General features: G+C 59.3%; 29 protein-coding genes and 1 tRNA gene. 14 read left to right on the top strand and 16 right to left on the bottom strand.

Going from position 1 to position 26571, the window contains the following annotated elements; translation table 11 throughout:
• The first annotated feature begins 40 nt into the window (after positions 1-40).
• Entirely contained in the window at positions 41-1297 is a 1257-nt protein-coding gene (locus GDN47_RS11875) for a GNAT family N-acetyltransferase (protein ID WP_152093455.1), read from the top strand.
• Here the strand turns inward: GDN47_RS11875 and GDN47_RS11880 are convergent, their stop codons facing one another.
• The gene (locus GDN47_RS11880) at positions 1298-3553 is read right to left on the bottom strand and encodes a GumC family protein (protein WP_113329015.1); all 2256 of its coding nucleotides are present in this window, start codon (positions 3551-3553) and stop codon (positions 1298-1300) included. It lies immediately after the preceding gene.
• Between the two features lie 191 nt (positions 3554-3744).
• Between GDN47_RS11880 and GDN47_RS11885 the strand changes: the two genes are divergently transcribed.
• The 6 genes from GDN47_RS11885 to GDN47_RS11910 all read left to right on the top strand — a co-directional run bounded on the left by GDN47_RS11885 (position 3745) and on the right by GDN47_RS11910 (position 9957).
• The gene (locus GDN47_RS11885; RefSeq protein ID WP_069616269.1) at positions 3745-4320 is read left to right on the top strand and encodes a polysaccharide biosynthesis/export family protein; all 576 of its coding nucleotides are present in this window, start codon (positions 3745-3747) and stop codon (positions 4318-4320) included.
• Between the two features lie 12 nt (positions 4321-4332).
• Positions 4333-5478 (top strand): glycosyltransferase family 4 protein, encoded by a 1146-nt coding sequence (locus GDN47_RS11890; RefSeq protein WP_145631461.1) that lies wholly within the window; start codon positions 4333-4335, stop codon positions 5476-5478.
• A 76-nt stretch (positions 5479-5554) separates the two neighbouring features.
• Entirely contained in the window at positions 5555-7111 is a 1557-nt protein-coding gene (locus GDN47_RS11895; protein ID WP_113354719.1) for an undecaprenyl-phosphate glucose phosphotransferase, read from the top strand.
• Complete coding sequence (locus GDN47_RS11900) at positions 7108-8370, top strand: O-antigen ligase family protein (RefSeq protein WP_152093456.1); 1263 nt, start codon at positions 7108-7110, stop codon at positions 8368-8370. Before GDN47_RS11895 ends, GDN47_RS11900 begins: the two co-directional genes overlap by 4 nt.
• Positions 8367-9602, top strand: coding sequence for a glycosyltransferase family 4 protein (locus GDN47_RS11905; RefSeq protein ID WP_152093457.1), 1236 nt, complete (start codon positions 8367-8369; stop codon positions 9600-9602). Before GDN47_RS11900 ends, GDN47_RS11905 begins: the two co-directional genes overlap by 4 nt.
• Before the next feature lie 64 nt (positions 9603-9666).
• Positions 9667-9957: a RodZ family helix-turn-helix domain-containing protein gene (locus GDN47_RS11910; RefSeq protein WP_145631470.1), complete on the top strand. Its 291-nt coding sequence runs from the start codon at positions 9667-9669 to the stop codon at positions 9955-9957.
• 68 nt (positions 9958-10025) lie between these two features.
• Here GDN47_RS11910 and GDN47_RS11915 read toward each other — a convergent pair whose 3' ends face one another.
• Together GDN47_RS11915 and GDN47_RS11920 are read right to left on the bottom strand one after the other, a co-directional pair.
• Positions 10026-11048 (bottom strand): extracellular catalytic domain type 1 short-chain-length polyhydroxyalkanoate depolymerase, encoded by a 1023-nt coding sequence (locus GDN47_RS11915; RefSeq protein ID WP_233789896.1) that lies wholly within the window; start codon positions 11046-11048, stop codon positions 10026-10028.
• A gap of 223 nt (positions 11049-11271) precedes the next feature.
• Entirely contained in the window at positions 11272-11484 is a 213-nt protein-coding gene (locus tag GDN47_RS11920; protein ID WP_069616263.1) for a hypothetical protein, read from the bottom strand.
• Between the two features lie 236 nt (positions 11485-11720).
• Between GDN47_RS11920 and GDN47_RS11925 the strand changes: the two genes are divergently transcribed.
• Together GDN47_RS11925 and GDN47_RS11930 are read left to right on the top strand one after the other, a co-directional pair.
• On the top strand, positions 11721-12116 hold the full coding sequence (locus tag GDN47_RS11925; RefSeq protein ID WP_113354716.1) for a hypothetical protein: 396 nt from the start codon (positions 11721-11723) through the stop codon (positions 12114-12116).
• A gap of 93 nt (positions 12117-12209) precedes the next feature.
• Positions 12210-12905: a thermonuclease family protein gene (locus GDN47_RS11930; protein WP_113329024.1), complete on the top strand. Its 696-nt coding sequence runs from the start codon at positions 12210-12212 to the stop codon at positions 12903-12905.
• A gap of 36 nt (positions 12906-12941) precedes the next feature.
• Here GDN47_RS11930 and GDN47_RS11935 read toward each other — a convergent pair.
• A tRNA-Pro gene (locus GDN47_RS11935) sits at positions 12942-13018 on the bottom strand.
• 86 nt (positions 13019-13104) lie between these two features.
• Complete coding sequence (locus tag GDN47_RS11940; RefSeq protein ID WP_113329025.1) at positions 13105-13515, bottom strand: BA14K family protein; 411 nt, start codon at positions 13513-13515, stop codon at positions 13105-13107.
• Between the two features lie 174 nt (positions 13516-13689).
• Between GDN47_RS11940 and GDN47_RS11945 the strand changes: the two genes are divergently transcribed.
• Positions 13690-13950, top strand: a complete 261-nt coding sequence (locus GDN47_RS11945; protein ID WP_112723085.1) for a hypothetical protein — start codon at positions 13690-13692, stop codon at positions 13948-13950.
• Positions 13951-14075: 125 nt separating this feature from the next.
• Here GDN47_RS11945 and GDN47_RS11950 read toward each other — a convergent pair whose 3' ends face one another.
• The 8 genes from GDN47_RS11950 to GDN47_RS32680 form a co-directional block, all read right to left on the bottom strand.
• Complete coding sequence (locus GDN47_RS11950; RefSeq protein ID WP_069616257.1) at positions 14076-14405, bottom strand: hypothetical protein; 330 nt, start codon at positions 14403-14405, stop codon at positions 14076-14078.
• 248 nt (positions 14406-14653) lie between these two features.
• Complete coding sequence (locus GDN47_RS11955) at positions 14654-15760, bottom strand: porin (protein ID WP_113329026.1); 1107 nt, start codon at positions 15758-15760, stop codon at positions 14654-14656.
• A 341-nt stretch (positions 15761-16101) separates the two neighbouring features.
• The gene (locus tag GDN47_RS11960; protein WP_069616255.1) at positions 16102-16647 is read right to left on the bottom strand and encodes a MerR family transcriptional regulator; all 546 of its coding nucleotides are present in this window, start codon (positions 16645-16647) and stop codon (positions 16102-16104) included.
• 229 nt (positions 16648-16876) lie between these two features.
• Positions 16877-17215: an integration host factor subunit alpha gene (locus GDN47_RS11965; RefSeq protein WP_069616254.1), complete on the bottom strand. Its 339-nt coding sequence runs from the start codon at positions 17213-17215 to the stop codon at positions 16877-16879.
• Between the two features lie 107 nt (positions 17216-17322).
• The gene (locus GDN47_RS11970) at positions 17323-18294 is read right to left on the bottom strand and encodes a beta-ketoacyl-ACP synthase III (protein ID WP_113329027.1); all 972 of its coding nucleotides are present in this window, start codon (positions 18292-18294) and stop codon (positions 17323-17325) included.
• 19 nt (positions 18295-18313) lie between these two features.
• Complete coding sequence (gene plsX, locus GDN47_RS11975) at positions 18314-19360, bottom strand: phosphate acyltransferase PlsX (RefSeq protein WP_113329028.1); 1047 nt, start codon at positions 19358-19360, stop codon at positions 18314-18316.
• A gap of 102 nt (positions 19361-19462) precedes the next feature.
• Positions 19463-20020, bottom strand: a complete 558-nt coding sequence (locus GDN47_RS11980) for a YceD family protein (RefSeq protein ID WP_095434461.1) — start codon at positions 20018-20020, stop codon at positions 19463-19465.
• A 9-nt stretch (positions 20021-20029) separates the two neighbouring features.
• Positions 20030-20587, bottom strand: a complete 558-nt coding sequence (locus tag GDN47_RS32680; RefSeq protein WP_069616334.1) for a ubiquinol-cytochrome C chaperone family protein — start codon at positions 20585-20587, stop codon at positions 20030-20032.
• 280 nt (positions 20588-20867) lie between these two features.
• Between GDN47_RS32680 and GDN47_RS11990 the strand changes: the two genes are divergently transcribed.
• Entirely contained in the window at positions 20868-21377 is a 510-nt protein-coding gene (locus GDN47_RS11990) for an outer membrane protein assembly factor BamE (protein WP_069616250.1), read from the top strand.
• Positions 21378-21456: 79 nt separating this feature from the next.
• Here the strand turns inward: GDN47_RS11990 and GDN47_RS11995 are convergent, their stop codons facing one another.
• The 3 genes from GDN47_RS11995 to GDN47_RS12005 all read right to left on the bottom strand — a co-directional run bounded on the left by GDN47_RS11995 (position 21457) and on the right by GDN47_RS12005 (position 24785).
• A complete protein-coding gene (locus GDN47_RS11995) occupies positions 21457-23595 on the bottom strand; it encodes a sodium-translocating pyrophosphatase (RefSeq protein WP_113354712.1) in 2139 nt (712 codons plus the stop codon).
• A gap of 248 nt (positions 23596-23843) precedes the next feature.
• The gene (nusB, locus tag GDN47_RS12000) at positions 23844-24326 is read right to left on the bottom strand and encodes a transcription antitermination factor NusB (protein WP_047627120.1); all 483 of its coding nucleotides are present in this window, start codon (positions 24324-24326) and stop codon (positions 23844-23846) included.
• A 3-nt stretch (positions 24327-24329) separates the two neighbouring features.
• The gene (locus GDN47_RS12005) at positions 24330-24785 is read right to left on the bottom strand and encodes a 6,7-dimethyl-8-ribityllumazine synthase (protein WP_069616248.1); all 456 of its coding nucleotides are present in this window, start codon (positions 24783-24785) and stop codon (positions 24330-24332) included.
• A gap of 198 nt (positions 24786-24983) precedes the next feature.
• Here GDN47_RS12005 and GDN47_RS12010 point away from each other — a divergent pair, with 198 nt between their 5' ends.
• The 3 genes from GDN47_RS12010 to GDN47_RS12020 are packed head-to-tail and all read left to right on the top strand — an operon-like array spanning position 24984 to position 26552.
• Positions 24984-25493 carry a cupin domain-containing protein gene (locus GDN47_RS12010; protein ID WP_152093458.1) on the top strand — a complete coding sequence of 170 codons (510 nt, stop codon included), beginning with the start codon at positions 24984-24986 and terminating at the stop codon, positions 25491-25493.
• A gap of 37 nt (positions 25494-25530) precedes the next feature.
• Positions 25531-26049 carry a GNAT family N-acetyltransferase gene (locus tag GDN47_RS12015; protein ID WP_152093459.1) on the top strand — a complete coding sequence of 173 codons (519 nt, stop codon included), beginning with the start codon at positions 25531-25533 and terminating at the stop codon, positions 26047-26049.
• A gap of 20 nt (positions 26050-26069) precedes the next feature.
• On the top strand, positions 26070-26552 hold the full coding sequence (locus tag GDN47_RS12020; protein ID WP_152093460.1) for a GNAT family N-acetyltransferase: 483 nt from the start codon (positions 26070-26072) through the stop codon (positions 26550-26552).
• Positions 26553-26571 lie beyond the last annotated feature (19 nt).

Below are 26571 nucleotides of genomic sequence, written 5' to 3' on the forward strand. Positions count from 1 at the left end.
CCAGACTGCGCCCGAATACCGCCGGAGCGGAGAAGATCGGATGCAGACCCAGACGCGAGATATCGCTGGCATAGCCGCCGAAGCAGCGGATAAGCGGATTGCGTGCATCGAGATGGAGCCTGCCGCCGCCGATCAGTTGCGGGTCGACATCTTCGACAGCATGGCACCGCTCGAAGCCGAATGGCGCGCGCTGGAACGGGACGATCTCAACTCGCTGCACCAGAGCTATGACTGGTGCGCAGCTTGGGTGGAGAACCTCGAACGTCCTCTCGCCATCATCCGGGGCTCGATCGGAGACCAGGTTGCTTTCATCCTGCCGCTCGAAATCATTCGCAGTCGCGGGACAAGACGAGCCGAGTTCATCGGAGGCCACCACAACAATATCAATACCGGATTGTTTTCAGCCGAGTTCCTGGAGAATGGGGGTTTGACGGCTCCTCAGGCGAGCGCCATCTCGGCGGCTTTGCGCGGCAAGGCGGACGTCGTCATCCTGCGCAACGTCCCGCTCGAATGGCGCGGCCGCAAAAATCCGCTCGCTTTGCTGACGTCGATCGAAAATCAGAACCACGCCTTTCAGATGCCCTTCCTCGGCAGTTTTGAAGCAAGCCTAAAGCAGGTCAATGCCAAGCGCCGGCGCAAGAAGTTCAAGCATCAGAGCCGGCTTCTCGATGCCAGGGGCGGCTACGAATATGTGATCGCCGGTCCTGACGAGCAGGACGCATTGCTCGATCTGTTCTTCCGGCAGAAGGCGATCCGCTTCGAGGATGCCGGCCTGCCCGATGCGTTCAAGGATGGCCGGATCAAGGCTGCGCTGCACGCCATGTTGCGCCGACGCCAAGGCGATGGCATCGGCGCGACGCTGGAGATGCATGCGCTGCGCCTAAAAGGCGAACACGAGGGCCATATTCCAGCCATCGCTGCCCTGTCCCGCAAGGGAGATCATGTCATCTGCCAGTTTGCCTCTATCGATGAGGCTCTGGTTGCGGAGGCGAGCCCCGGCGAATTGCTGTTTTGGCTGATGATCGAGCGGCTGCATCGCGAAGGCGTCGCGCTCTTCGACTTCGGTATCGGCGACCAGATTTACAAGCGTTCCTGGTGCCCGATGGAAACGGTGCAGTATGATCTCTTCCTGCCCGTCTCAGGCATGGGGCGTCTCGCGGCGATGGCGAACCGGGTCATCACGCGTACGAAGGTCGCGATCAAATCCAATCGCAAGCTCTATTCCTTCATCCAGCGGCTGCGGGCACGGCATGGAGCCGGCACCGCATCGGATGATGGAGGCGGCGACGCGGATTGATCAGGCTGCGTCCCGGCGCGTGTCCGGATCATGCTCCTCGCGCCAGCCGGACATCAGAATGATGTGCTCGTAGCCGGCCTTCTGGAATTCCGTCATGGCAGCGATGAACTGGCTTTCGTCGGGCTCAGGCATGGAGAGGATGATTTCCGTCTCCTTGCTGCGCGTCAGCCGTGCGACGCCGGAGACTTCAGCCGCGCCACATTCCACCAGAACGATGTCATAGGCCGAACCGAGTGCGTCGAGGATCAGCGACAGACGATCGGCGCCGCGCATGGCACGGGCAAGGTCGCTCATGCCCTGCGGCACGAGATGGGCATCCGACAGGCGATCCGGATGGATCGTATCGGCAAAGGCCGCTTCGCCGCAAAGCAGGTCGGTTACGCCAGGAAGTTCGTCATGCTCTGCCATGAGTCTGGAGGGACATCCGGTGCCGGTCATATCGACCAGCACGATACGGCTCCCCGCATCGGCGATGGTCCGCGCCAGCATGACAGTCGCGGTCGAACCATTATCACCGGTCGGAGATATGGCGATCGCCAGCCGCGAGCCGCTGTCGATCAGATAATCCGCGACGGATTGGATGGAGAAATCTTCCTCTTCCTCCGTCGCGCGAGCAGCCTGCCTGGGTTCATGGTCCGGAGCGATTGCAGTGCCCGGGGCGGCAGCGGCGTCGGGCGCAATTGCAGTGTCTGCAACCTGAACCGCGATGTCTTCTGGCGGGATCGAAAGCATGCTTGCCGGCGCCTCGGCACCGCTCGCGCTCGCAACTGCCCGAACCGGAGCAGGTTCGACGACGGGTCGAGTGCGCTTCGCCGTCTCCAGCATGACGGCATCTTCCCTGCGGGCAGGCCCGACCGGCCGCAATGCACGGCCGCTGAACAGCTCCGCGAGCATGATAACGATGGCCGTGAGGATGAAGGTGGCAAGGGTAGCGACGATGACGATCGGGCCGACTTTCGGGAAAGAGGGATCGACCGGTTCGACCGCCGTGGAAACGATGCGCGCATCGGCAGGGCTGGAATTCTTGTCGACGCGAGAGGCCGCTTCGCGATAACGGGCAAGATAGGTCTCTAGCAATTGTCGCTCTGCCGCAGCTTCACGCTCCAGCGCATTGAGGCCCACTTCGTCCTCCCCTGCCCGGGCGCTATCGGCCTTCAGCGTATTCGATTGGGCGAGGAGCTGCTGTTCGCGCAGCTGCGCTACCTTCGCCTCGTTCTCGATGCTTGCCAGAATCCTCTGGGTCTCGCGATCGATCTGCTGACGGATATCGACGAGCTGCGCCCGCAGGCTCTTCAGCCGTGGATGCCCATCCATCAGCGTCGTGGACAAATCCGATATCTGCGACTCGAGATTAGATTGGGTCGCCTTCAGCCGCTGAATAGTTTGCGAGCCTGCGACGTCCGCAAGCGTATCGGTCGAACGGCCGCTGGACAGTGCGCTGCGCACCGCCTGCGCCCTCGCCTCGGCATTGGCCTTGTCGCCACGCACCTGCGCCAGCTGCGTCGAGATATCCGCGAGCTGCTGCGTGGCGAAATTGTTGTTCTGACTGGTCTGGAGAAGACCGTTGGCGGAACGATAATCCGCAACTTTCTTTTCCGCCTCGCTCACCTTATCGCGCAGCTTGGCGATCTCCGGCTCCAGCCAGCGCGTCGCCTCGCTATTGGAATCGAGCTTGGCGCCGCTCTGCATGGATAGATAGACCTGCGCCATGGCATTCGGCACGCTGGCGGCGAGATCCGGATTGCGGGACGTGAAGCTGATGCCGATCACGCGTGAGCTGTTGATCTGATAGACCTGCAGGCGGCTGTTGAAGGCGTCCAGCATCCGCTCTTCCGGGGCCTTGTCGGCCGCCGCCCGCTTCAGATGCAGCTTGATCAGAATATCAGAGAGAGCAGAACCGTTGTTGCCGGCGGCGAATTCGGGACGATCGTAGAGCTTGAGATTGGTAATGACCTGCTTCACCAGATCCGCCGACTGCAGGATCTGCACCTGGCTGGCAATATTCAACTCGTCTAGCAGCGGGCCAGCACCGGCATCGTTGCCCGATGTCGTCGCCGCAAAGGCGGGCGCACGCTGCTCGATGAGGATGCGGGCCTCGCTGCGATATTCCGGCGACATGACCTTGGCGATCGCGAATGCCGCGCAGGCGCCAGCCAGCGTGATGGCAACGACGCGCACCCGCCGCTGCCACACAGCGCGAAAGAGCTGAGCGAGATCGATGTCCACATCCTGCTGGGTGTTGTTGACACCGGACATATGCAAAACTCCATAATAGAAAGCCAAAATTAATCGTAAACGACTATGGTAACCCAAGCGTTAATAGTATTTCGCCAGCATTATTTTTGGCATCTCTAATTTTTTCCTGGAATTTGATTTACTCTTTACCGACCGTTAACCCTAACGGATCGATAACGACGGCAGTGTCTTCCCTTTCTAATGAGCGCGAAATGCCCTTCGCAAAGTCAAAGATTGTCCTTGCACTCGGCATGGCTGCCGTGAGCGCCGCGCTCACTGGCTGCAACACCTATCAACCGGCACCCAAGGCCTTCAACGAGGCCACGATCCAGCCCTATACGCTTGATAGCGGCGACCGGTTGCGCGTCACGGTGTTCGATCAAGCCGGGCTGACCAACACCTATACTGTCGATCAGGCCGGCTATATCGCCTTCCCGCTGATCGGCCAGGTTGCTGCCCGCGGCCGCACGCTGCAGCAGCTCTCCGGCCAGATCGCGCAGAAGCTTCGCCAGGGATATATTCGCGATCCAGACGTCACCATCGACATCGACCGCTATCGCTCGGTCTATATTATGGGCGAAGTCGGCCAGCCGGGCCAATATTCCTATGTGCCGGGCATGACCATCCAGAATGCCATCGCGGTCGCAGGCGGGTTCACCAGCCGGGCCAACCAATCCAACGCGGATGTCACCCGCAAGATTAACGGTCATGTCATGACTGGACGGGTCGGCATCTCCGATCCGGTGCTGGCAGGCGACACCATCTATGTCAGAGAGCGGTTGTTCTAACCGCGACCGCTCATGGCCCGACCGCTTCGAATCCTTCACTGCTTCAGATCGCCCGTCGGCGGGGTCTTCCGCCATGTCCGGGATCTGGCGGAGGAACAGAGCAAAGCGGGCCATGAGGTCGGCATCCTTTGCGACAGCCTGACGGGCGGCGAGCATGAGGATCGTCTGTTCGACGATATCGCGCCATTCCTGGCTCTTGGCGTCGTCCGTCTGCCGATCCGACGGCAAATTACCCTCTCGGATGCTGCGACACTGTGGAGTAGCTATAAAGAAATCAAGAGTTTGCGGCCGGATGTGCTGCACGGGCACGGCGCCAAGGGCGGCCTGCTTGCGCGCGTTCTCGGCTCGATCCTGCGGGTCAACAGGTGTCGCGTAGCCCGCCTCTATACAGCGCATGGCGGAAGCCTGCATTTCTCGCGCGGCTCGTTCCAGGGCATGCTGGTGCACAGCCTGGAACGGATGCTCGAGTTTCTCACCGATGGCCTGATCTTCATTTGCGACTTCGAACGCCGCACCTATGAAAGAAAGATCGGCAAGCCGCGCACCCGCTCTGTGATGATCTATAACGGCATCAGCGAAAGAGATTTTCGCACCATACCGACACGATCGGACTCCGTGCATTTCGTCTATATCGGCATGCTGCGGGACCTCAAAGGTCCCGATCTGTTCGTGGACGCCTTTGCAAAAACGGAGCGGCGGATCGGCAGGCCGCTGTCAGCGCTGATGATCGGCGACGGACCGGACAGAGACAAATATCACCGAATGATGGTCGAACGGGGCCTCGGTCACCGTATCGGCATGCTACCCGCGATGCGCGTGCAGGAAGCCTTCACGGTATCACAGAACATCGTCGTCCCCTCGCGCGCCGAGGCCATGCCCTATATCGTTCTTGAAGCGCTCGCAGCCGGCAAGACCGTCATCGCCTCGCGCGTCGGCGGCGTTGCGGAAGCGCTTGGCGAAAACAGCGCAGCACTCGCCAAACCGGAAGATGCCGATGACCTCTCGCGCATCATGGCCGAAGCGATCACAGAACCGCTATGGGGCGCTCGCAACATGCCCGATATCGGAACGATACGATCGAATTTTTCGGCTTCGGCCATGGCGCGGGATACTTTGCACTTGTATCGAAATATACTTGGCCTGAACGAAGACGGTTAGAATACAGGCAAGTGTTGTAAGTGTTTCTTAGCTGATATCTGATAGGCCTTGTCCGGTAACGACTGGATAAGTTGCCATGAACACTACCGAAAAGTCCGAGCAATTCAACTTGGACCATCTTCGCAAACAGGTTTCGGAAATCCGCACTCGCGGTGCCAGCGAGCCTCATAGCGATCGCCCAGACAGCATGAATGCCTATGCGCGGCAAATCGCCGAACAGCTTCGCGAAACCAACCAGTCCCCGGCAATCATCGTCGGACAATACCGGCTGTTCGAATTTCTGTCGCTGCTTGCATTCGGGCTTGCGATCCTCCTCTTCGGGACGTCGGACAATCATCCCTTCCTGTCGAAGGCCGTGGTGACGATCGCCCTCTGCGGCCTTGCCATCGTCTTCCTGCAGATTGCGGATGCCTATCAGATACCGGTCTTGCGCTCGCCGCATCACTTCCTGCACCGGATACTCGGATCCTGGGCAGCCGCCTTCGCGGTCATGGTCATCGCCCTCTTCCCCTTCGACATCAACAATATCTATTCCCTCTCACTTCTCAGCCTTTGGTTTGCGGCGGGTGCAGGCTTCCTCCTCGTCGCCCGCCTGCTTTTCGCCTACGGTATCCGCCACTGGGCCCGTAACGGCGTCATGGAAAGACGCGCCGTCATCGTTGGCGGCGGCGAACCGGCAAAGGAGCTCATCCGCGCGCTCGAGCATCAGCCCGACAACGATATCCGTATCTGCGGCATCTTCGACGATCGCGGCGAAAAGCGCTCGCCAGTCATGGTCGCCGGTTACCCGAAGCTGGGCACGGTATCGGAACTGGTCGAATTCGCCCGACTCGTGCGCATAGACATGCTGATTATCGCGTTGCCGATCAGCGCCGAAGATCGCATTCTGCAATTGCTGAAAATGCTTTGGGTGCTACCCGTCGACATTCGTCTTGCCGCCCATGCCAACAAGCTGCGGTTCCGCCCCCGCGCCTATTCGCATGTCGGCGCCGTACCGATGCTCGACATCTTCAACAAGCCGATCCGTGACTGGGATGGCGTTGCCAAACGCATCTTCGACATCTTCTTCAGCCTGGTCGCACTTGCGTTGCTCTGGCCGATCATGCTCGGCGCCGCAATTGCCGTGAAGGCAACCTCGAGAGGGCCGATCTTCTTCATGCAGAAGCGCCACGGCTTCAACAACGAGATTATCAACGTGTTCAAGTTCCGCTCGATGTACACCCATATGAGCGATCCCTCGGCGCGCAATGCCGTGACCAAGAACGATCCGCGCGTGACCCCCGTCGGCCGCTTCATCCGCAAGACATCGATCGACGAGTTGCCGCAGCTCTTCAACGTGCTGCTCGGCAGCCTCTCGCTTGTGGGACCGCGCCCCCACGCCGTTCTGGCCGCCAGCCATAACCGCACCTATGCCGACGTCGTCGAAGGCTATTTCGCGCGCCATCGCGTCAAGCCCGGCGTCACTGGCTGGGCGCAGATCAACGGCTGGCGCGGCGAGATCGACAGCGACGACAAGATCAAGTTCCGCACGGCTTACGATCTGTACTACATCGAGAACTGGTCGCTGCTCTTCGATCTGAAGATCCTGTTCCTGACGCCGTTCCGTCTGCTCAATACGGAAAACGCCTATTGACCACGCTGGACCTGCCATCGCCCCGCGTCGCGCAGCCGCAGCTTGCCGCCATGCGGCTGGTCGGCACGGCAAGCGTTGCTGTCGGCGTGTTTCTGTCGGGCTTCGTCATCGCCGAGCCGGCACCCTACGAGCTATGGCTCGCTTTTCTGATCGGTACCTGGTTCATTCTCAGGCTCAAAATCTCGCGCAGCGTCGCGCCACTGCTGGCGCTGTTCCTACTGTTCAATATCGGCGGAATGCTGTCGATCACTCAGATGCATGATCTCGCCGCCAGCGATCATCTCGCCGGCCCGATCTATATCGCCGTTTCCACTTTCCTGGCGCTGAGTTCCGTCTTCTATGCCGCCATCACCGAAGACAACGAAAAGCGGCTGAAGCTGATCTTCAATACATGGGTGGTGGCGGCGCTGATCACCGCGAGCCTCGGCATCCTCGGCTACTTCCACGCCGTACCGGGCTTCGACATCTTCACCCGCTATGATCGCGCCATGGGTGCGTTCCAGGATCCGAACGTCTTCGGCCCCTATCTCGTGGCGCCAAGCCTTTACCTCATGCACGGCTTGCTCATCGGTGACCTGAAGAAAGCGCCGATCAAAGGCATATGCCTGTTCGTGCTCGCCTTCGGTATTTTCCTGTCTTTCTCCCGCGCCGCTTGGGCCCTCTTCGCCTTCGCCTCGGTGATGCTGATCTTCTGCATGCTGCTGAAGCACCGCAGCAATACCTTCCGGCTGCGGATCCTGGTGATGTCGCTGGCGGCCATCGTCCTCATGGTCGTTCTGCTCGTCGTTGCGCTGCAATTTCCGCAGGTCAGCGACCTGTTTTCGACGCGCTTGCAGCTGGTTCAGAGTTATGACGGCGGACATCTCGGCCGCTTCGAACGCCACAGCATCGGCTTCCAAATGTCCATGGAACGGCCTTTCGGCATCGGGCCGCTGGTCTTCGGTCAGATCTTCCGCGAGGACGAACACAATACCTGGCTAAAGACGCTGACCACTTATGGCTGGCTCGGCTTCGTCACCTGGGTCAGCATGATCTGCTGGACCATCTATATCGGCTTCCGCAACCTCCTGAGGGAGCGTCCCTGGCAGCCCTACGTGATGATCGCCTGGATCGTCATTCTCGGCCATGTCGGCATCGGCAACGTCATCGATACCGACCACTGGCGCCATTTCTACATGCTGATCGGCATCGTCTGGGGCTGCGGCGCCCTGGAGCAAAAGTATCAGCGTGACCTGAACAAAAGGAAAGCTGCGCCGTGAACATTCGCACCAACGTCAAACGCCTGTCGTTGCTGCAGGTTCTCGAACCGAGCGGCGGTGGCTCCGGGCGACATTTTCTCGACCTATGCCGGGCCATGCAGCATCGCGGCCATTCCGTGACCGCTATCTATTCCCCAGTGCGCGCAGAGCCCGCTTTCGTCACAGAACTGGAAAATATCGGCCTGGACAATGTCATTCCGCTTGGCATGCGGCGCGCGCCCGGCCCCTGGGATCTGACTGCATGGTGGCAACTGCGCAAGATCGCGGCCAGTCATGGGCCGTTTGATCTGATCCATGGCCATAGCTCGAAAGCGGGCGCATTAACGCGCTTGCGTTTGCCGGGGCGCCATGTCCCCGTTCTCTACACGCCGCATGCCTTCCGCACCATGGACCCGACGCTCGGTGCGAAGGGCCGCCTGATCTATGGCGGTATCGAGCGCCTTCTCGGGACGTGGCTGACCGATCGCCTGGTCTGCGTTTCGCAGGATGAATATAATCACGCCCTCTCGCTCGGCATCCCGGAAAAACGCCTGCGCGTCGTGGTCAACGGCGTCAACGCACCTCCCCTCAGCCAGCGAGCAGCCATCCGCAGACGATACGGCATTCCTCAGGAAGCTTTGCTCTTCGGCTTCGTCGGCAGAATGACACAACAGAAGGCGCCTGAGCGCCTGGTCGCGGCTTTTGCACGGATAGCAGCCCAATTGCCGCAAGCCCATCTGCTGATGATCGGGATCGGTGAGCTGGCCGACACTGCAAGGGAGATGATCAAGGCGGCCGGGCTTGAAGATCGCGCCCGCATTGATGGCAGCGTACCGGGGGTGACGGCCATCGACGCCTTCGATGTTGTCGTCATGCCAAGCCGCTATGAGGCGATGTCCTATGTGATGCTGGAGGCCGCAGCTGCGGGCAAGCCGCTGCTGCTTGCCGATGTCGGTGGCGCGCGCACGGTGCTGGAGCACGGCAAGAACGGCTACATCGTGCCGAACAGCGATAATCCGGAAGCGTTGGCGGCCGCGATGGCACGTCTTGGCGATCCGACGTTGCTGGCGAATTTTACTGCCGAAGCCCGTCGCCGTAAGGATGGATATACGCTCGCCGGCATGGCGGATGCGACCGAGAAGATCTATCACGACCTGCTCGGCTACCCCACCCCTGCCCCGCTGGAATTGGTAGCAAATTCCAGTTTGGATAATAAGCGCGAGGACCGGGAGAAAAGCGCGGCTGCCCTTTAAACTCGCAGAGGATTTTCGTCGGAAATCGGTTCCGCTTTTCAAGCCAATGCGATAGACTTAACTCATGATTACTTCAGCACAATTGCGCGGCGCGCGCGCCATGCTCGAACTGACAGTGGAGACGCTTGCCAGCGAGAGCAAACTCCCGGTTTCGGCGATCGAAGCGCTGGAAACAGGGACAAGCCCGGCGGATATGAGGGCGCTTGCGACAGTTCGCTCCGTCCTCGAGAGCCACGGAGTGCTTTTCCTCGCCGGCGGCAGTGACGGCATGGGTGGCCCTGGCATTCGCTTCAAGCATTGGTCCGAAAATGATGGCGTCCGGCCTGAGAACCTGAATGCCACCAATGACGATTGACGGCTGACGCAGTGCCTGAAATCTCCCAGCGCCGCTTCGCCTTCAGGCCTTAGGTCTTGCGATCTGCCTCAGGCCGCGAGCTTCCAGCCTTTGACAAGCTCTTCGGGCGCAGAGAGGGCTGCAGGCAGGATGTAGCGCTCGGTGTTGTTTGCCGGCTCCCAGCCTTCAACAATGGAGCCAACCGGCAGGCCATGCCCGAAATCGGTCAGCGTCACGAGCTCCAGGATCATATGGCCGTAGTCGTCGCGCCATTCGCGCCGCTCGCCACCTTCGAAGAGACGCAACCGACCCTTGGTGCGCGGACGCTCGCGAGCAGTCAGCCATTGCGCCACGGATGCCTCGGCATTGGCGAAAGACACCACATTATCGGCATCGCCATGCCAAATGGAGACGACGGGATAGCGAGCAGCTTCGGGGGAAACTTCGCGAACGAGCTCGCCCCATTTTTCCGCCGGGCGGCTTGAGCCGCGCTTCATAACGTCAAGCGCCGATATGGCATCGCGGGCAGCGCCGAAAGGCAGGCCGCCGATGATGGCGCCTGCGGCAAAGAGTTCCGGATAGGTCGCCAGCAATGCGGCTGCCACAGCGCCGCCAGCCGAGAGGCCCATGACGAAAATCCTGCTATCGTCGATCGCATGCAGGCGGCGGCTGAAATCGATCATTTCTCTGATGGATCCGAGCTCACCGCGATCGCGCGTGACCATGCTCGGGCGAAACCAGTTGAAACAGAGATTTGGGTTGTTCGATGCCTTCTGCTCCGCATAAAGCACGGCAAATCCGTGCTGGCGCGCAAGTGCGGTCCATCCGCTCGCGCGATCGAAATCCTCGGCATTCTGATGACAGCCGTGCAGGACAACGACGAGCGGCATCGGTCCCTTTACCCCCGGGGGTACATATTCGAGCATGCGCAAATCGCCGGGATTGCGGCCAAACCACAAAACTTCCGTCAGCCGCTGCGGCGACGGGCGCGTGGAAACGCGACGGCGCGACGGCTGCGATTGGGGCTGCATCATCGGAAATTTGAGCTGCGGCAGCTCGACGGAATCGACGAGCAAGCGGCGAAGCCGGCTCGGAACTTTAAAATTCATCATGGACCTTTCTATCCACGTCAGCCACGGCCGGTTTTTCCTCCGCTGCGGGCTAGCGCGCACTGTTCCTTTCCAGAATCAGTGACATCGAGAAATCGAATCTCTTTGTGCAACGCAGCAAATATAGGGAGGCTGCCCCGCTTCGAACAGGCACAAAGCATCATTGCTGCTATGTGAAATCAGCTTAAATCGATTAGATTTTCGGCCACAAAAAAACGCAGCTGCGTCAGAAATAAGCCCGTGCAAGTGCGAGAAGCTTCGCGTCATCCTTTACGCCCTGGCGATAAAGCTGAATAATCAATGCGCCAAGGCGCTCTGCTTCGAGGCTTCGCGGGCTCATGCCACGATCCTTGCAGACCGTATCAAGCACCTTCTCGAGTCGGTCCAGATCGTCTGAAAACAGCGGCAGATCTCGTGGATGGATAGGTGTGTCCAGCATTTGCGCGTCTCATTGTCCGTGGGGCAGAAGCACGCAGTACTTCGCCGGCACCCGTTTTATTCCCGACGATAGGATTAGACTATGCGCCTTGCGTGTGGGGTTGGCAAGGAAGCATTTCGGCCGACGCATTTCTGATTCGCAAATTTTACGGAAATTCGATCGAAGGTACAATTTTAAGTTAGTGCATCACCAAGCCTTTATCCGCATCTGCAATAAGCAGAAAAAACGGAGGCATAATGATGACCAGATTTCTGATCCGGGCTGCTCTCAGCTTGACGCTTGCAGCGGCGGCCCTGCCCGCCCTCGCGCAGAATTTTTCGAATCTTCCGCTGCGCAACCCTCGCCAGCCACCCGAAGGATATATTTCCGTGCAATCGGGAATATCGATCTCCTATCCCATAACAGATGGCGACAGCGAGGAGCAGCAGGAGAAGGCGTTGAAATCCTTCTATAAGATTGCCGCAAGCAGCTGCGCCACCCTGCTCGACACGATTGCCGATGCCTGCGAAATCAGTGCTCTGTCGAGCAATACTTCGGTCAACAATCCAGACAATCGCGGCACGAGACTTTCCATCAACGGACAGGTGACGATGGCGGTGAAACTGAAGCCGCCGACGGCGGCCACGAAATAGCCCTGCCCCATCGCAGTTCATGATCGCCGCCAAAGCCAACGGATCGGTAAGAAATGGCGGCGATAATCCCCCTCGCAATTGAGGGATGATACCATGGCGAAAGCGAAACGACGCACGCGGCGCAGGCCGCAATCCAAGGCGGGCAATTCGATGTGGCTATGGGGTGTTGTCGGCCTGGCAACGATAGCTGGCATCTACGCCTATCAGCATCGCAAGGACATGCCGTCGATGCTTGCGCATGCCGGCGCAGTCGCAGGCATGCCGCATATGGCTCGGGAGGCACCGGTGCCAGCGGCAAAACCGCAAATAAAGACGGCAGCAGTCACCTCGGAGCCGCGCGCGACATCCGCCCTGCCGGTACCGCCTGCCGCCATTCCTGTGGCGATGCCGGTCAACAAGATACCGGTCGAACGGCCGATACCCAGCCTGCGTGCGCAGTCCGGCGGTCGTTTCGTGCTATGCGGTGCTGGCTCTGGAACGAACTGCGTCGTCGATGGCAATACCTTCTGGCAGGATGGCATCCGGATTCAGTTGGCCGATATCGATGTACCGGACGCCGGTGCCGCGCGTTGCCCGAGCGAAAGACAGAGAGGCGTAGCCGCGAAACTGCGCCTGCAGGCCATTCTCAATGACGGAAGCTTCGTGCTTTCCGGCAGCAGCCGTCGCGACGACCCGAATGGCGGCAAACTGCGCATTGCCATGCGCGCGGGGCGCTCGCTCGGCGATCAGATGGTGTCGGAAGGTCTCGCACGCCGCTGGACCGGCCAAGCGTCGTCCTGGTGCAGCTGACTTTCAGAAATTCGATTGGGAGTTCAAGGAGATAAATGGTCGGGGCGACTGGACTCGAACCAGCGACCCCTTGACCCCCAGTCAAGTGCGCTACCGGGCTGCGCTACGCCCCGACCTGCCGAAACGGCTTGTTTCGTTTAGAGTTTAGCGTTTCCCGACGCAAGCGAAAAGTGTCGGCCTGCTCAGAAAAAGTTGCCGTTCAACGGCACAGCTGCCTCGGTCCGCGGCTCGGCTGATAGGTGTTATCGGAGGCGCGATAAGAGCGGTAGCGGCTTGCGCAGTCACGCGCATGAACGCCGTAATAGCTCTGTGAGCCCTGCCTGTTGAACAGCGTGCCGGTCACAAAGGATTTAAAGAGCACGCCGCTATCCGAATCGTCGTCATAATAGCTGTCCGAGCCATGCAGCCGATGGCCGCTGCCCCAACGATTATGGTGATGATGCCAATGGCCGTGGCCATGACCGTGATCGCGCACCTGGATGATGTCCGACTGTCCGGTTGCAGGCACGGTCAGGGTCGGCATGGTGACGGCATTCGCCGGCATGGCGGCACCGGCCGCCAGCAAAAGACCAAAGCCTGCGGCAGTTATCGATCTCGCAATCGTAAACATATGCGACTCCTTCGAAATCCGGCGGCGCAATCAAGTAAATCTGCATAACAACCTTGCTGCCGAGCACGCCGTCATTATCTGTATATAGTGATTTGGAGCCACACTCATAGATGCCCTTCCGTCTTTATGTGCGACGGATATCGCAAGACGGAAAGTGGGCGGAAAGTCAAAGCAATGAAGCCTTATATAATGACTCTCCTGTTATGTGCACCGCTGCTTTCCTCGTGCAATACGACGGAATCGGTGCAGCCCATCCCGGGCAGCATCACCTATGGCGGCCAGCCGCATATGAAACTGACGAAATCGCCTCCCGGATCGCAATTCCAGCATCACTTCACGAACCAGTGGGGCCAGGATGTTATCGAAACCTATATCGTCCAGCCGGACCGAAGCGTGAAGCTCGTGAACCGCCAGGAAATGAGCCCGCCAGACTAGGTGTGCCTTCCGACGGAAAATCGCTGCAGTCTCCTAGAACTACTCTGGAGGTTCGTTTGGCCTGAAACGACAACTCCGTCAGCGTGAGCCGACGGAGCGTGATGTAACACAGATAAAAGCCACGCTTACCAGCAGCGATAGCATCGGCGGTAATAGGGCCGGCCGTAATAGCCGCGGTGATGATGATTATCGCTGACAGCGGCGCCGACGAGAACCCCGCCGATGATGCCGGCGGCGGCCAGGGCAGCAGCCTGGTTTTCAGCCTGTTGCGCCTGAGCGCGATTGGACTGGTAGGTCGCGCCGACGCAGCGGTTATAACGCTGCGTACCTGGACGGAAGCCCTGCGACTGGCAGGTCATTTCCGCATTCATCGCAGATTCCTGCGGTGTCTGACAGCTCGATAGAATGGTTGATATAGCGACAAGGCTCGCCGCCATCGTGGCACGTATGCGCATATTCCCTCCGGCAATTTAGGATACAACCCCGGAAAGCGAAATACAGCCAAAGGTAAGCTTTAGCAAGCCAACCTTATCAAGCATCGCGCGAAAATCCGTCAAGTCGTGGCAAAACTGCACGCAAGGATGGCATCGTGCTTAACGACCGGATAGCAGCATAGCGCAAAATGAAAAGACCCCGTTGAGACGGGGCCCTCATATCCGATTTGCACGCCCGCAGCCCATCAAGACGGCGGGCGTGTTTTCGATCAGAAGTTCCGTTCGAAACGAAGGATGCCGGCGACCGTATCATCTTTGATGTAGTCGTAGTGCACATAGGTGAGTTCCGGCTCGACCAGGAAATCCTTGACCGGATAGATCTTGAGGTTTGTGGTCGCTTCGAACATCTTCGACTCTGTATAGGCGAGCTGCAGGTTCCACTTCAGCTTGTCGTTGACCGGGACGCCGACGCCGCCCCAGAGCGCCCAGTCACCCCAGCCGCATTTGGCGGCATTCACAGTGCCGTTCGATCTCGTGCAGGCCGAGATATCCTGGTTCGTGCCTGCATATTTGTTCAGCTTGTCGCCGTCCGTATTCCAGCCCCCCATCAGGAAGGCTTCCACGCCACCGAATTTGGCGTCGAGACGAGCCTTGATGGCACCCTCTTCGACGATGGAGTCATAACCACCGACAACCTTGATGCCCCAGTTGCCTGCCTTATAGCCGAGGCCGGCCACAACATCGGGAGCATAGTGGTTGGATTTGTCGTCCGTCCACCAGCCTGCACCGTAGGAGGCCTCGCCGTCGGAAGTGGAATTGGAGTCTTCCAGCGAGATCATAGCCGAGAAGCCATTGTCCGGCTCGTATTTATAGGTCAGCTGATTAAGTTCATACGGGCCGTCATAGATCACGTCGTCGTTGATGACATCGCCAGCATAGCCGGCGTAAAGATTGAATTGCGAATCGAGCTTACCCACCGTGAAGCCGGCGAGGCTGATATTGGCAAACAGCAGCTTCGAGGATGTCGCGCCCCCATCGTTCCACTCCCAGCGGAAGATGGTATTGGTCTTCAACGGCCCGTATTCGGTGTCGGTCGCCGTATCGACGTTGAGCTCCACACGCTCATGCCAGAGCGTGCCGACCTTGCTGCGCGGATTATAGGCGTCATACCACTCACCCTCCGTGCGAACCTTTCCGCCGATTTTCAGGCAGGTTTCAGTGCCGGGAATATAGAAATAGCCTGTGCCGTATCCATCGCAGATACGGACATATTCAAGCGGTTCGGGTTCCGCAGCGACGATAGCATCGGCGGCATGGGCGGCGCTCGCCGCGGCGATGGCAGCGGCGGAGCCAAGAAGAAGGCTCTTGATGTTCATGGTGTCTCCATTCGACTATCCGTCAGAGATGGAGTCTCCCGGCAGACAACAGCGTGCCCCTCCATAGCCTGACTGTTCCCCTCAAACAGGGCGAAGCAATAAGCTTCGCCGTCAAACTGAACCCGTGAGCTTGCCCCAGCAAGTTAATAAGGCTGCCGAACTAATTCCTACAACGCAGAAGAGTAGCAGACGTGACAAAAATGTCACATGCCTGTCGCAATGACAAAACGAACGCACCACAGGTAGCCGAAACATGCATCGGACAAGAGAATGCATACACCTGCAACATAATATGCTTTAAACGCAATCCCCAACACGTGCGACCCGGGGCGCGGGCAGTCTTATCGCACCTGATCGAGGAGACGCTTGCATTCCAGAAGATCGTAAAGCGTCTCCTGAAGCAAAGCGCGATCTTCCTTGCCGACGCTCGATTTGCCAATGGAGACGTCAGGCACGCCATCGTCACCGCTGACGAAATTGAAGAAACGGCGGCTGATCGGCGCCTTGGCGCGGCCGACGATCTGGTCTTCGTCGGAATTGGCAGAGGCGACGCGGGGCTCCATGGCGGCAGGCTCCTGGGCCGCCGCAAGCGCCTCCACACTGGCCAGATCACCATGCCCGACAGCGATGACGAACTTGTTGCCGTTGGTCTTCAGAAGCTTCTGAACACCCTTAATCGTATAGCCGTGATCGTAGAGGAGATGGCGGATACCATTCAGCAGGTCGACGTCCTCGGGGCGATAGTAGCGCCGGCCGCCACCCCGCTTCATCGGCTTTATCTGCGGAAACCGGGTCTCCCAGAACCGTAGGACATGCTGCGGCAGATCAAGGTCTTCCGCGACTTCGCTGATCGTGCGAAATGCATCCGGGCTCTTGTCCATCATCATACTCCCACACTGCGCATGCAGCGCCGTTTGGCCGGATCACGCAAAGCGGATGTCGGCATTCGTATCGTTCCATGATACGACTCACCATATTTCAACGGTTTGGCGGTGGAAATTCAAGTCACATCTTCAGCCGCTGCACAGGCTGGCGACAAATCAACACAGAAGATGCACTGGAGCGACCGCACGACAAGGCATGCGGTCGAGCGAAAACAGAAATCATAAGGATGGATCAGGAGGCAGGATTTACCGGCTTGGCCTTCGCCTTGCGGCTCGCATGTGCTTTCAGAATGCGGGTCTTGAGGACGTTCGACGCCTTGAAGGTCATGACACGCCGCGGAGAGATCGGCACTTCCTCGCCGGTTTTCGGATTGCGGCCAATGCGCTCATTCTTGTCACGCACCTGGAATGTCGCAAACGAGGAGAGCTTTACCGTTTCCCCACGCACGATGGCGTTGCAAATTTCATCGATCACAGTCTCGACGAGCTCCGCCGACTCCGTTCTGGAGAGACCGACTTTCCGGAATACCGACTCCGCTAGGTCTGCGCGCGTCACTGTCTTGCCCGTCATAGCTCCCCGCCCATATTGCTGCGTAATCTTCTTCAAGTTTCGCGAGACTATTGCCGTTGCGCCGAACGGTCAAGCTCTTGTTCGGAACGGCTTTTAGAGATGTGGCACTACCAGCGCAGCAGGACCGCGCCCCAGGTGAAGCCGCCACCCATAGCCTCCAGCATCACCAGGTCGCCCTTCTTGATTCGTCCATCACCTGCCGCAACGGCGAGCGCAAGCGGAATTGATGCAGCCGATGTGTTACCATGAAGGTCCACGGTGACCACAACCTTCTCGGGAGCAATTCCGAGCTTCTTGGCGGAACCATCGATGATGCGGCGATTGGCCTGATGCGGCACGAGCCAATCGAGATCGTCGGGCGTGGTGCCCGTTGCATCGAATGCGGCCTGGATGACGTCGGTGATCATGCCGACGGCGTGCTTGAAGACCTCACGGCCCGCCATATGGAGAACGCCGACGGTTCCCGTTGTTGACGGGCCGCCATCGACATAAAGCTTGTCCTTGTGCGAACCGTCGGAGCGCAGGCTTGCCGTCAGCACGCCGCGATCGCTATTGGCGCCACTCCCCTCGCCGGCCTCCAGGATCAGCGCGCCGGCACCGTCCCCAAAGAGAACGCATGTCGTGCGGTCGGTCCAATTGAGGATGCGGGAAAATGTCTCGGCGCCGATGACGAGTACGCGCTTGGCAAGGCCGCCGCGAATATAGGCGTCAGCCGTGGTCACCGCATAGACGAAGCCGGTGCAGACGGCCTGGACATCGAAGGCGAAGCCATGATGCATACCGAGCCTGTTCTGGATATTCACCGCCGTTGCGGGAAAAGTATTGTCCGGCGTCGAGGTGGCAACGATGATCAGATCGAGGTCATCCGGTGTCATCCCGGCATTGGCGAGAGCGGCGCGTGCCGCCTGCTCGCCCAGGGACGCCGTGGTTTCGCCTTCACTGGCGATGTAGCGCTGACGAATGCCCGAGCGTTGGACGATCCAGTCGTCGCTCGTGTCGACGATCTGCTCCATCTCGGCATTGGTCATGACGCGTTTGGGGAGCGCCGCCCCAAAACCGCGGACTATTGAACGGATCATTCTGCGTATACCCCGTCTCTCATGCCGCTTCCGGCCCGATAGGGGGCAGCCGTTTGGCATGATATCTCTTCAAATCGTTTTCGATTTTCTGCGTGAGCCCATTCTTGGCCATATCGTAGCCGACATCGATGGCAGCTGCGAAGGCTTCGACATTCGCACCGCCATGGCTCTTAATGACGATGCCGTTCAGGCCAAGGAAGACGCCGCCATTGACTTTGCTGGGATCGAGCTTTTCGCGCAGCAGGTCGAAGGCGCCCTTGGCAAAGACATAACCGATGCGTGCAAGCAGCGTGCGCGACATGGCGGCGCGCAGATAGGCGCCGATCTGCTTTGCCGTGCCTTCGGCCGCCTTCAGCGCGATATTGCCGGAGAAGCCTTCCGTGACGACGACGTCGACCGTGCCCTTGCCGATATCATCGCCCTCGACGAAACCGGAATATTCAAGCGATTCGAGATTGGCTTCGCGAATGAGGCGGCCGGCGTCCTTGACTTCCTCCTGCCCCTTGATTTCCTCGACGCCGACGTTCAGCAAGCCGACGGTGGGGCGCTCGATCTCGAAGAGCGCGCGTGCCATGGCGCCGCCCATCAGGGCAAAGTCGAGCAATTGCTGGGCATCGGCGCCGATCGTGGCGCCGACATCAAGCACGATGCTTTCGCCACGCAGCGTCGGCCAGATCGCCGCGATTGCCGGGCGTTCGATATTGGCCATGGTGCGGAGGCAAAATTTCGCCATCGCCATCAGCGCGCCGGTATTGCCGGCGGACACGACGACATCAGCATCGCCCGTCTTCACCGCCTCGATCGAGCGCCACATGCTGGAGACGTAGCGGCCGCGGCGAAGCGCCTGGCTCGGCTTTTCATCCATGCTGATGGCAACCTCGCATTCGTGAAAGACCGATTTTTCGCGAAGCTTGGGATATTTGGCGAGGACCGCCTCGCAGCGTTCCTTCTGTCCGTACATGACGAATGTGATATCGGGATGCCTATCCAGCGCCTTGGCCGCGCCGGGAACAACAACCTCAGGGCCGAAGTCGCCACCCATTAGGTCAAGAGAAATTCTGATCACGCGTCCCTAGTCCTTTTTCTTCGCCGCGACGGGCGAATTTGGCGTCAAAATACCGTTTTCTCCCCCGGTTACAACTGAATTGTGCTCGAACGGCACCGGGGCCTATTCCTTTTTCCAGTCTTTCAGAACAGCGAAGGGCGACGGTTTTCTGTCATCTTCGCCCGTGTCTTCAATATGCGCTTCGAATTCGACGCCAGGCTTGCGCGGATAGGGATCAATGGCGAGAGCGGCAAATTCCGCAACGACCGCGCCGGCATCAATCGTGTCACCGGTAAAGGTCTCCGGAAGATCCGGACCATCGGGATCAAGTATCATTTCTCCGGCATCCACAGAGGGCGCACGCGCCAGTTTGGAATCCTCGGGCACGAAGATGTGCTCGAAGTCCTCGTCGATATCAGATTCGACCGGCTCGAGTGTGACAACGCAAGCCTGAACGATCTTTGCCTTCACATTGCCCTTGATGCGCACGCCGTCGCGCTTCCAGCGAGAAATCTTGAGGTCGGCTTCTAGCTTGCCGACCGAGAGAACATCCCAGAGAGCAGCGAGCCCGGCCAGTTCGCGATCGTCAGCCTCGAGGTGCACATCCACCGGATTGGCGGAGATATGCCCCACCTTCACCGGATAGGAGAACGGCGTTTCATCGGAGTCGTGTCTTTTCATTTTTATCTCCTAACCGGCCCGTTGGCCGACTTTATCTGGCACTGGCAGCGTCGCCGAGCCCGTAGCGATCTGATTTTCGGTTATGGTCGCCAAGTGCGCTTCTGCGATCATCATCCAATCGGCCAGCGAACGCATGGATGCCGCATTTTCATTCGCCTTGGGATAGATGTTGCGCTGTAGCGCCGCGGCAAGCGCGGTGCGATCATCGCTATCCATGGCACCCGCATAGCTTTCGAGCCGTCCATAAAACATGCCGGCCAGCTTCTTCATGCGCTTCGGCACGCTGTTGTCGCCTATACCGAGCTCGCGGATCGAATAATCGATATCCTCGAAGAAGGCATCCACGATTTCCTGCGCCAGCTCCTGGCCGCTTGTTGCCGAAGACCGCGTACGGCGAAAGAACAGGATCATCATGACAGACAGCAATTCGAAGCGCCCCATCACCGTATCAGGCACCTCGTAGTCGGTATAGAAAACCGGCTGCCGCGCCATGGATGTCAGGATCTCATACTGCCTGACCACGATGATCTGATTGTGATTTCTTTTACGGAAGAGCCCAAAAATCATGAAAATTCCCGGAATTGGCTCCCTCAGAGCGCGCCGTTTTTGCTTGGCCTTGTTGCATCCACGCAAAAGCTGGTTTACCGAAGCAAGCGCGAATTGCAATGCCGTTTGTGCCCGCTTCGAGGCTCCAGCCCTTACCGTCGTCACGTTGTGCATGATCGGTGACGAAGAGTGCCGAACAACATGATTGTGCCTTTTGCCATCGCGGAAAGGCCACAATGATGTGCACAGCAAGGTCATATCGGCCGTCCGGCCATCGGATTGATTCATTAGGGGAGATGAGATGTCGTTGACCAGACGGTATTTCAAGTCTGACATTACTTTCAGCAGCGCTGCCGCCATCGCCCTGGTGATTGCGACCATGGGCCTTTCGGGATGCAAGACCAGTGAGGTCATGAACAACGGCTACATCTTCGACCCGCAGTCGCTGGCGCTCGCGCCGGTCGGTTCGAGCCGCGAACAGGTCCTGCTGTCGCTCGGCACGCCTTCCACCACCGCAACCTTCGATGGCGAGGTCTTCTACTACATCTCCCAGAAGCGTACGCGCGCCGTCGCCTTCATGAAGCCGAAGCTGGTCGACCAGAACATTCTGGCGATCTATTTCGACAAGGACGGCGTGGTGAAGCAGGAAGCCAACTACACGCTGAAGGACGGCAAGGTCTTCGACATGATCAGCCGCACGACCCCGACCGGTGGTCGCGACATCACCTTCCTGCAGCAGATCCTCCAGGGCAGCGGAAGCGGCGTCAACGGCGCACGGAACTTCCTCAACAACCTCAACCCGGGCCAGTAAGACCGGGACGATATCTCAACGAAAAACCCGCGAGGCACTGCGCCCCGCGGGTTTTCTTTTTGCGTTCGGTCTGCTTCGCTTAGCCGGCGAGAATCGCAAGTAACAGCAGGGCGACGATATTGGTGATCTTGATCGCCGGATTGACGGCCGGACCCGCCGTATCCTTGTAGGGATCGCCGACGGTGTCGCCCGTCACCGATGCCTTGTGAGCTTCCGAGCCCTTCATGTGGCGCGTGCCGTCCTTGTCGACGAAACCGTCCTCGAAGCTCTTCTTGGCGTTATCCCAGGCGCCGCCGCCCGACGTCATCGAGATGGCGACGAAGAGGCCGTTGATGATCACGCCGAGCAGCGAGGCGCCGAGAGCGGCAAAGGCAGAGGCCTTGGAGCCGGACAACAGCAGGACGCCGAAATAGACGACGACAGGCGCCAGAACCGGCAGCAGCGACGGGATGATCATTTCCCGAATGGCAGCCTTGGTCAACAAATCGACGGCGCGGCCATAGTCGGGACGCTCGGTGCCCTGCATGATGCCGGGCTTTTCACGAAACTGCCGGCGCACCTCTTCCACGATCGAACCGGCGGCACGACCGACGGCCGTCATGGCGATACCGCCGAAGAGATAGGGGATCAGACCGCCGAACAGCAGGCCGGCAACGACGTAGGGGTTTGAAAGCTCGAACGAAATCGTGCCCACATTGGCGAAATACGGGAACTTGTCGCCGTGCGCCGCGAAATATTGCAGGTCGTTCGAATAGGCGGCAAACAGCACGAGCGCACCGAGACCGGCCGAACCGATGGCATAACCCTTGGTGACGGCCTTGGTGGTGTTGCCGACCGCGTCCAGCGCATCGGTGGATTTGCGCACTTCCGGCGGAAGATGCGACATTTCCGCGATGCCGCCGGCATTGTCCGTCACCGGACCGAAGGCATCGAGCGCGACAATCATGCCGGCAAGGCCGAGCATGGCGGTAACAGCAATACCCGTGCCGAACAGGCCGCCGAGCTGGTAGGTGGCGATGATGCCGCCGACGATGACGATTGCCGGCAATGCCGTCGATTCCAGCGAGACGGCAAGGCCCTGAATGACGTTGGTGCCGTGACCGGTAACCGACGCCTGGGCGATGGAATTGACCGGCCGCTTGTTGGTGCCGGTGTAGTATTCGGTGATGACGACGATCAGCGCCGTGACGATGAGACCGACGATACCGCAGGTGAAGAGCTTCGTGCCGGTAACGTCGAAGCCGCCAACGGTGCCGATCGAACCCCAGCCGATGGTGAGCGAGGTGGCTGCGGCCAGACCGACGATCGACAGCACGCCGGTCGCGATGAGGCCCTTATAAAGAGCGCCCATGATCGAACCATTGACACCGAGCTTGACGAAGAAGGTACCGATGATCGAGGTGATGATGCAGGCGCCGCAAATCGCCAGCGGGTAGATCATGGCAGAACCGAGGATCGGGGAGCCGGCGAAGAAAATGGCGGCGAGAACCATGGTCGCAACGACGGACACCGCATAGGTCTCGAACAGGTCGGCTGCCATGCCAGCGCAATCGCCGACATTGTCGCCGACATTGTCGGCGATCGTGGCGGGATTGCGCGGATCGTCTTCCGGGATGCCGGCCTCGACCTTGCCGACGAGGTCGCCGCCGACATCGGCCCCCTTGGTGAAGATACCGCCGCCGAGACGGGCGAAGATCGAAATCAGCGAGGCGCCAAAACCAAGGGCGACGAGCGCATCGATCACGTCACGCGAACCCGCTTCGTGACCGAGGATGCCGGTAAGCACATAGAAGTAGATGGAGACGCCGAGCAGGGCGAGACCTGCAACTAGCATGCCGGTGATGGCACCGGACTTGAAGGCAATGTCGAGGCCTGCAGACAGGCTCTGCGACGAGGCTTGCGCGGTTCGAACATTGGCGCGCACGGAGACATGCATGCCGATGAAACCTGCGGCGCCTGAGAGGATTGCGCCGATCAGGAAGCCGAACGCGGCTTCGGCCGACAAGAGGAGCCAGGCCGCGATGAAAACAATGATCCCGACGATGGCGATGGTTCTATATTGGCGCGCCAGATAGGCTTGCGCTCCTTCACGAATATACCCGGCAATCTCCTGCATGCGGGCATTGCCCTGATCGGCAGCGAGCACCGACCGGGTTGCCCATACGGCATAGATGACCGAGAGCAGTCCGCATGCGATCACTCCTAAAAGAATCGACATTTCGCTTTTTCCCTCCAAAAAAGCCGGCGGTTTACTCCTCCCCCGGCCGCCTGCGACAACGATCGGTCCCCTCCTCCAGGAGATCGGCTGATGTGCAGTTGCGAGATTGATGGCGGGAAAACGTCGCGTCAAGACCGTCCGCAGGTAAAACACCCGCAGGAGGTTCAAAAGAATATTCGAAGATGAAATCAGGCGCGAACGAAGAAAACGAAAATGCGTTACATCGCGATCTGAACGTCCGGCGAAGCCTATTTCTTCGCTTCGCCGCGAACCTGCTTGGCGATTCGGTCGAGCACGGCATTCACGAGCTTCGGCTCGTCCTCCTCGAAGAAGGCATGCGCAATCTCGACATACTCGGTGACGATGACCGGGACCGGCACGTCCTTGCGGTCGATAAGCTCGAAAGTGCCGGCGCGCAGGATAGCGCGCACGGTGCTGTCGAGACGCGACAGCGCCCAGTCATCCTGAAGCGCGGAACCAATCAGCGGATCGAGCCGGGTCTGCTCACGCACGACGCCCGACACGATGGAGCGGAACCAGGATGCGTCGGCCTTCAGATAGGTCTCGCCATCCAGCTCCTGCCCGAGACGGTGGGCCTCGTATTCAGCCACCACCTCCAGAACGCCGGTTCCGCCGATATCCATCTGATAGAGCGCCTGAACCGCCGCAAGACGTGCGGCACCCCGCTGGTTGGCGGGCTTGGCCGGTCGCTCGTTATCCTGATTGCTCATCTATTATGCACCCAACTTCTCTTTCAGCGCGATCATGGTCAGCGCCGCACGGGCAGCGAAACCGCCCTTGTCCTTGTCCGAACGGCGCGCACGCGCCCATGCCTGCTCATCGTTCTCGACGGTGAGGATACCATTGCCTATCGCAAGAGATTCGCTGACGGCCAGATCCATCAGAGCCCGCGAGGATTCATTGGCGACGATATCGAAATGATAGGTCTCGCCGCGGATAACCATGCCGAGAGCCACATAGCCGTCATAAACCACATTACCATTGTCGCCGCCATCTAGCGCCATGGCAATTGCTGCGGGGATCTCCAGCGCGCCGGGGACGGTAACGACGTCATAGGTCGCGCCTGCCTCATCGAGAGCGGCCTTGGCGCCGTCGAGCAGTGCATCGGCCATATCGTCATAGAAGCGAGCTTCGACGATAAGGATATGAGCGTTGGAAGAGCTGGTCATACATCACCTGCAATTTGAGAGGGCGCGGCACCTTGTTAGGCCCGGGTCAAATCACGGCGAGCCTCGCTTGGCAAGTGTTTTTCAATGGCGCGGTCCGATTCCGACCCTATTTGGAAATGATCGGCGCACCGCGGAAATTGTGGCTTTCGCACACGCAACCGCTTCGGTAATAATTTGCAGCCTGCAAGGGGGAGGTTCATGACAGAGAAATCCACACCCGCCATCAATGTCGGCGAGCTTGAACTGGAACATTGGCAGCAAGGCAGCTTCTTTGCCGGCAGCGACACGTCCTTCGGGGCGAAGCTCGGGCTGAAGCAGCTCGGCATCAGCTACAACGAGGTGCCACCGGGCAAATCCGGCTGTCCATTTCACAATCATCATGTCGAGGAGGAGATGTTCGTCATTCTCGACGGCGAAGGCGAATACCGCTTCGGCGACCAGCGGATCACGGTCAGCAAGGGCGATATTCTTGGAGCTCCGGCCGGCGGCCCGGAAACGGCACACCAGCTGATCAACATCGGCCCCAGCGTGCTCACCTATCTCGCCATTTCAACGAAGGCGCGGACCGAGATCGTGGAATATCCCGATTCCGGCAAGTTCCTGGCCAAGACCTATAGCGGCGGCAAGACGGCGTTCCGCGCCATCGGCCGCGCCGCTGCCACCAACCTCGACTACTGGGACGGCGAGCCCGGCGCCTCGGACGACTGACCATCACCAAAAACATTTTCGGCAAAGACCTGACCCGATGACCCACATTCCAACATTGACGACTGATCGGCTTCTGCTGCGCGGCCATACGCTTGATGATTTCGAAGAATTCCTCGAGCTCTGGAAGCACAAGGAGATTGTCCGCTTCATCGGCGGCGAGATGCCGACACGCGAGCAGGTTTGGGCCCGACTGTTACGCTATGCCGGCCTATGGCATCATCTCGGCTTCGGTTTCTTTGCCGTCGAGGAACGCCAAAGCGGCCGGTTGATCGGCGAAGTGGGATTCCTCGACCTGCATCGCGACATGACGCCGATGACGGAAGGCACGCTGGAGGCCGGTTGGGGCATTACGCCGCCAATGCAGGGCAAGGGCTATGCTACGGAAGCCATGAATGCGGCGATTGCCTGGGCGGACAGACTGTTCGCAGGCCGTCGCATGACCTGCATCGTGGATTTCGAGAACCTGCCGTCGATACGGGTTGCCGAAAAAATCGGCTTCCGCCGTATCGGCGAACTCGTGCTCAAGGACAGGTCCAACGTCCTATTCGAACGTTAGGCGTTGCGGGGAGAACTATCATGCCGGCTCCGCAGGACAGGTTTTCCGTCAGATCTTACGAACCGGATGACGCCGAAGCCACGATCGATATTTTCCTGAGAGCCATTCGCGAGGTGGCGTCCAAGGACTACAACCCGGCCCAGATCGCTGCCTGGGCGAAGGTCGATGATGCAGAAAAATGGGCACAATATCGAGCGAGCCGGCCGACCTGGCTTGCGATGGACGATTCGAAACCCATCGGCTTTACCGATCTGAAATCGGATGGTTGCCTGGATATGATGTTCGTTTCGCCCGATTATCAGGGAAAAGGCGTCGCCAGCCTGTTGCTTGCAACCGTCGAAAATGCGGCCCGCGAACGGGGCCTTCAACGGATCTTCACGGAAGCGAGCCTGACGGCCCGCCCCTTCTTCGAGCGCAAGGGCTTTGTCGTCGTGACCTCGCAACAGGTAGAAAAGCGCGGCCAGATCTTCTCGAACTTCCTGATGGAAAAGACGCTCGCGTAGAACCGCCAGGCGCAGGTCG

Source organism: Martinezella dioscoreae, from assembly GCF_009176305.1.
GTDB lineage: Bacteria > Pseudomonadota > Alphaproteobacteria > Rhizobiales > Rhizobiaceae > Rhizobium > Rhizobium dioscoreae.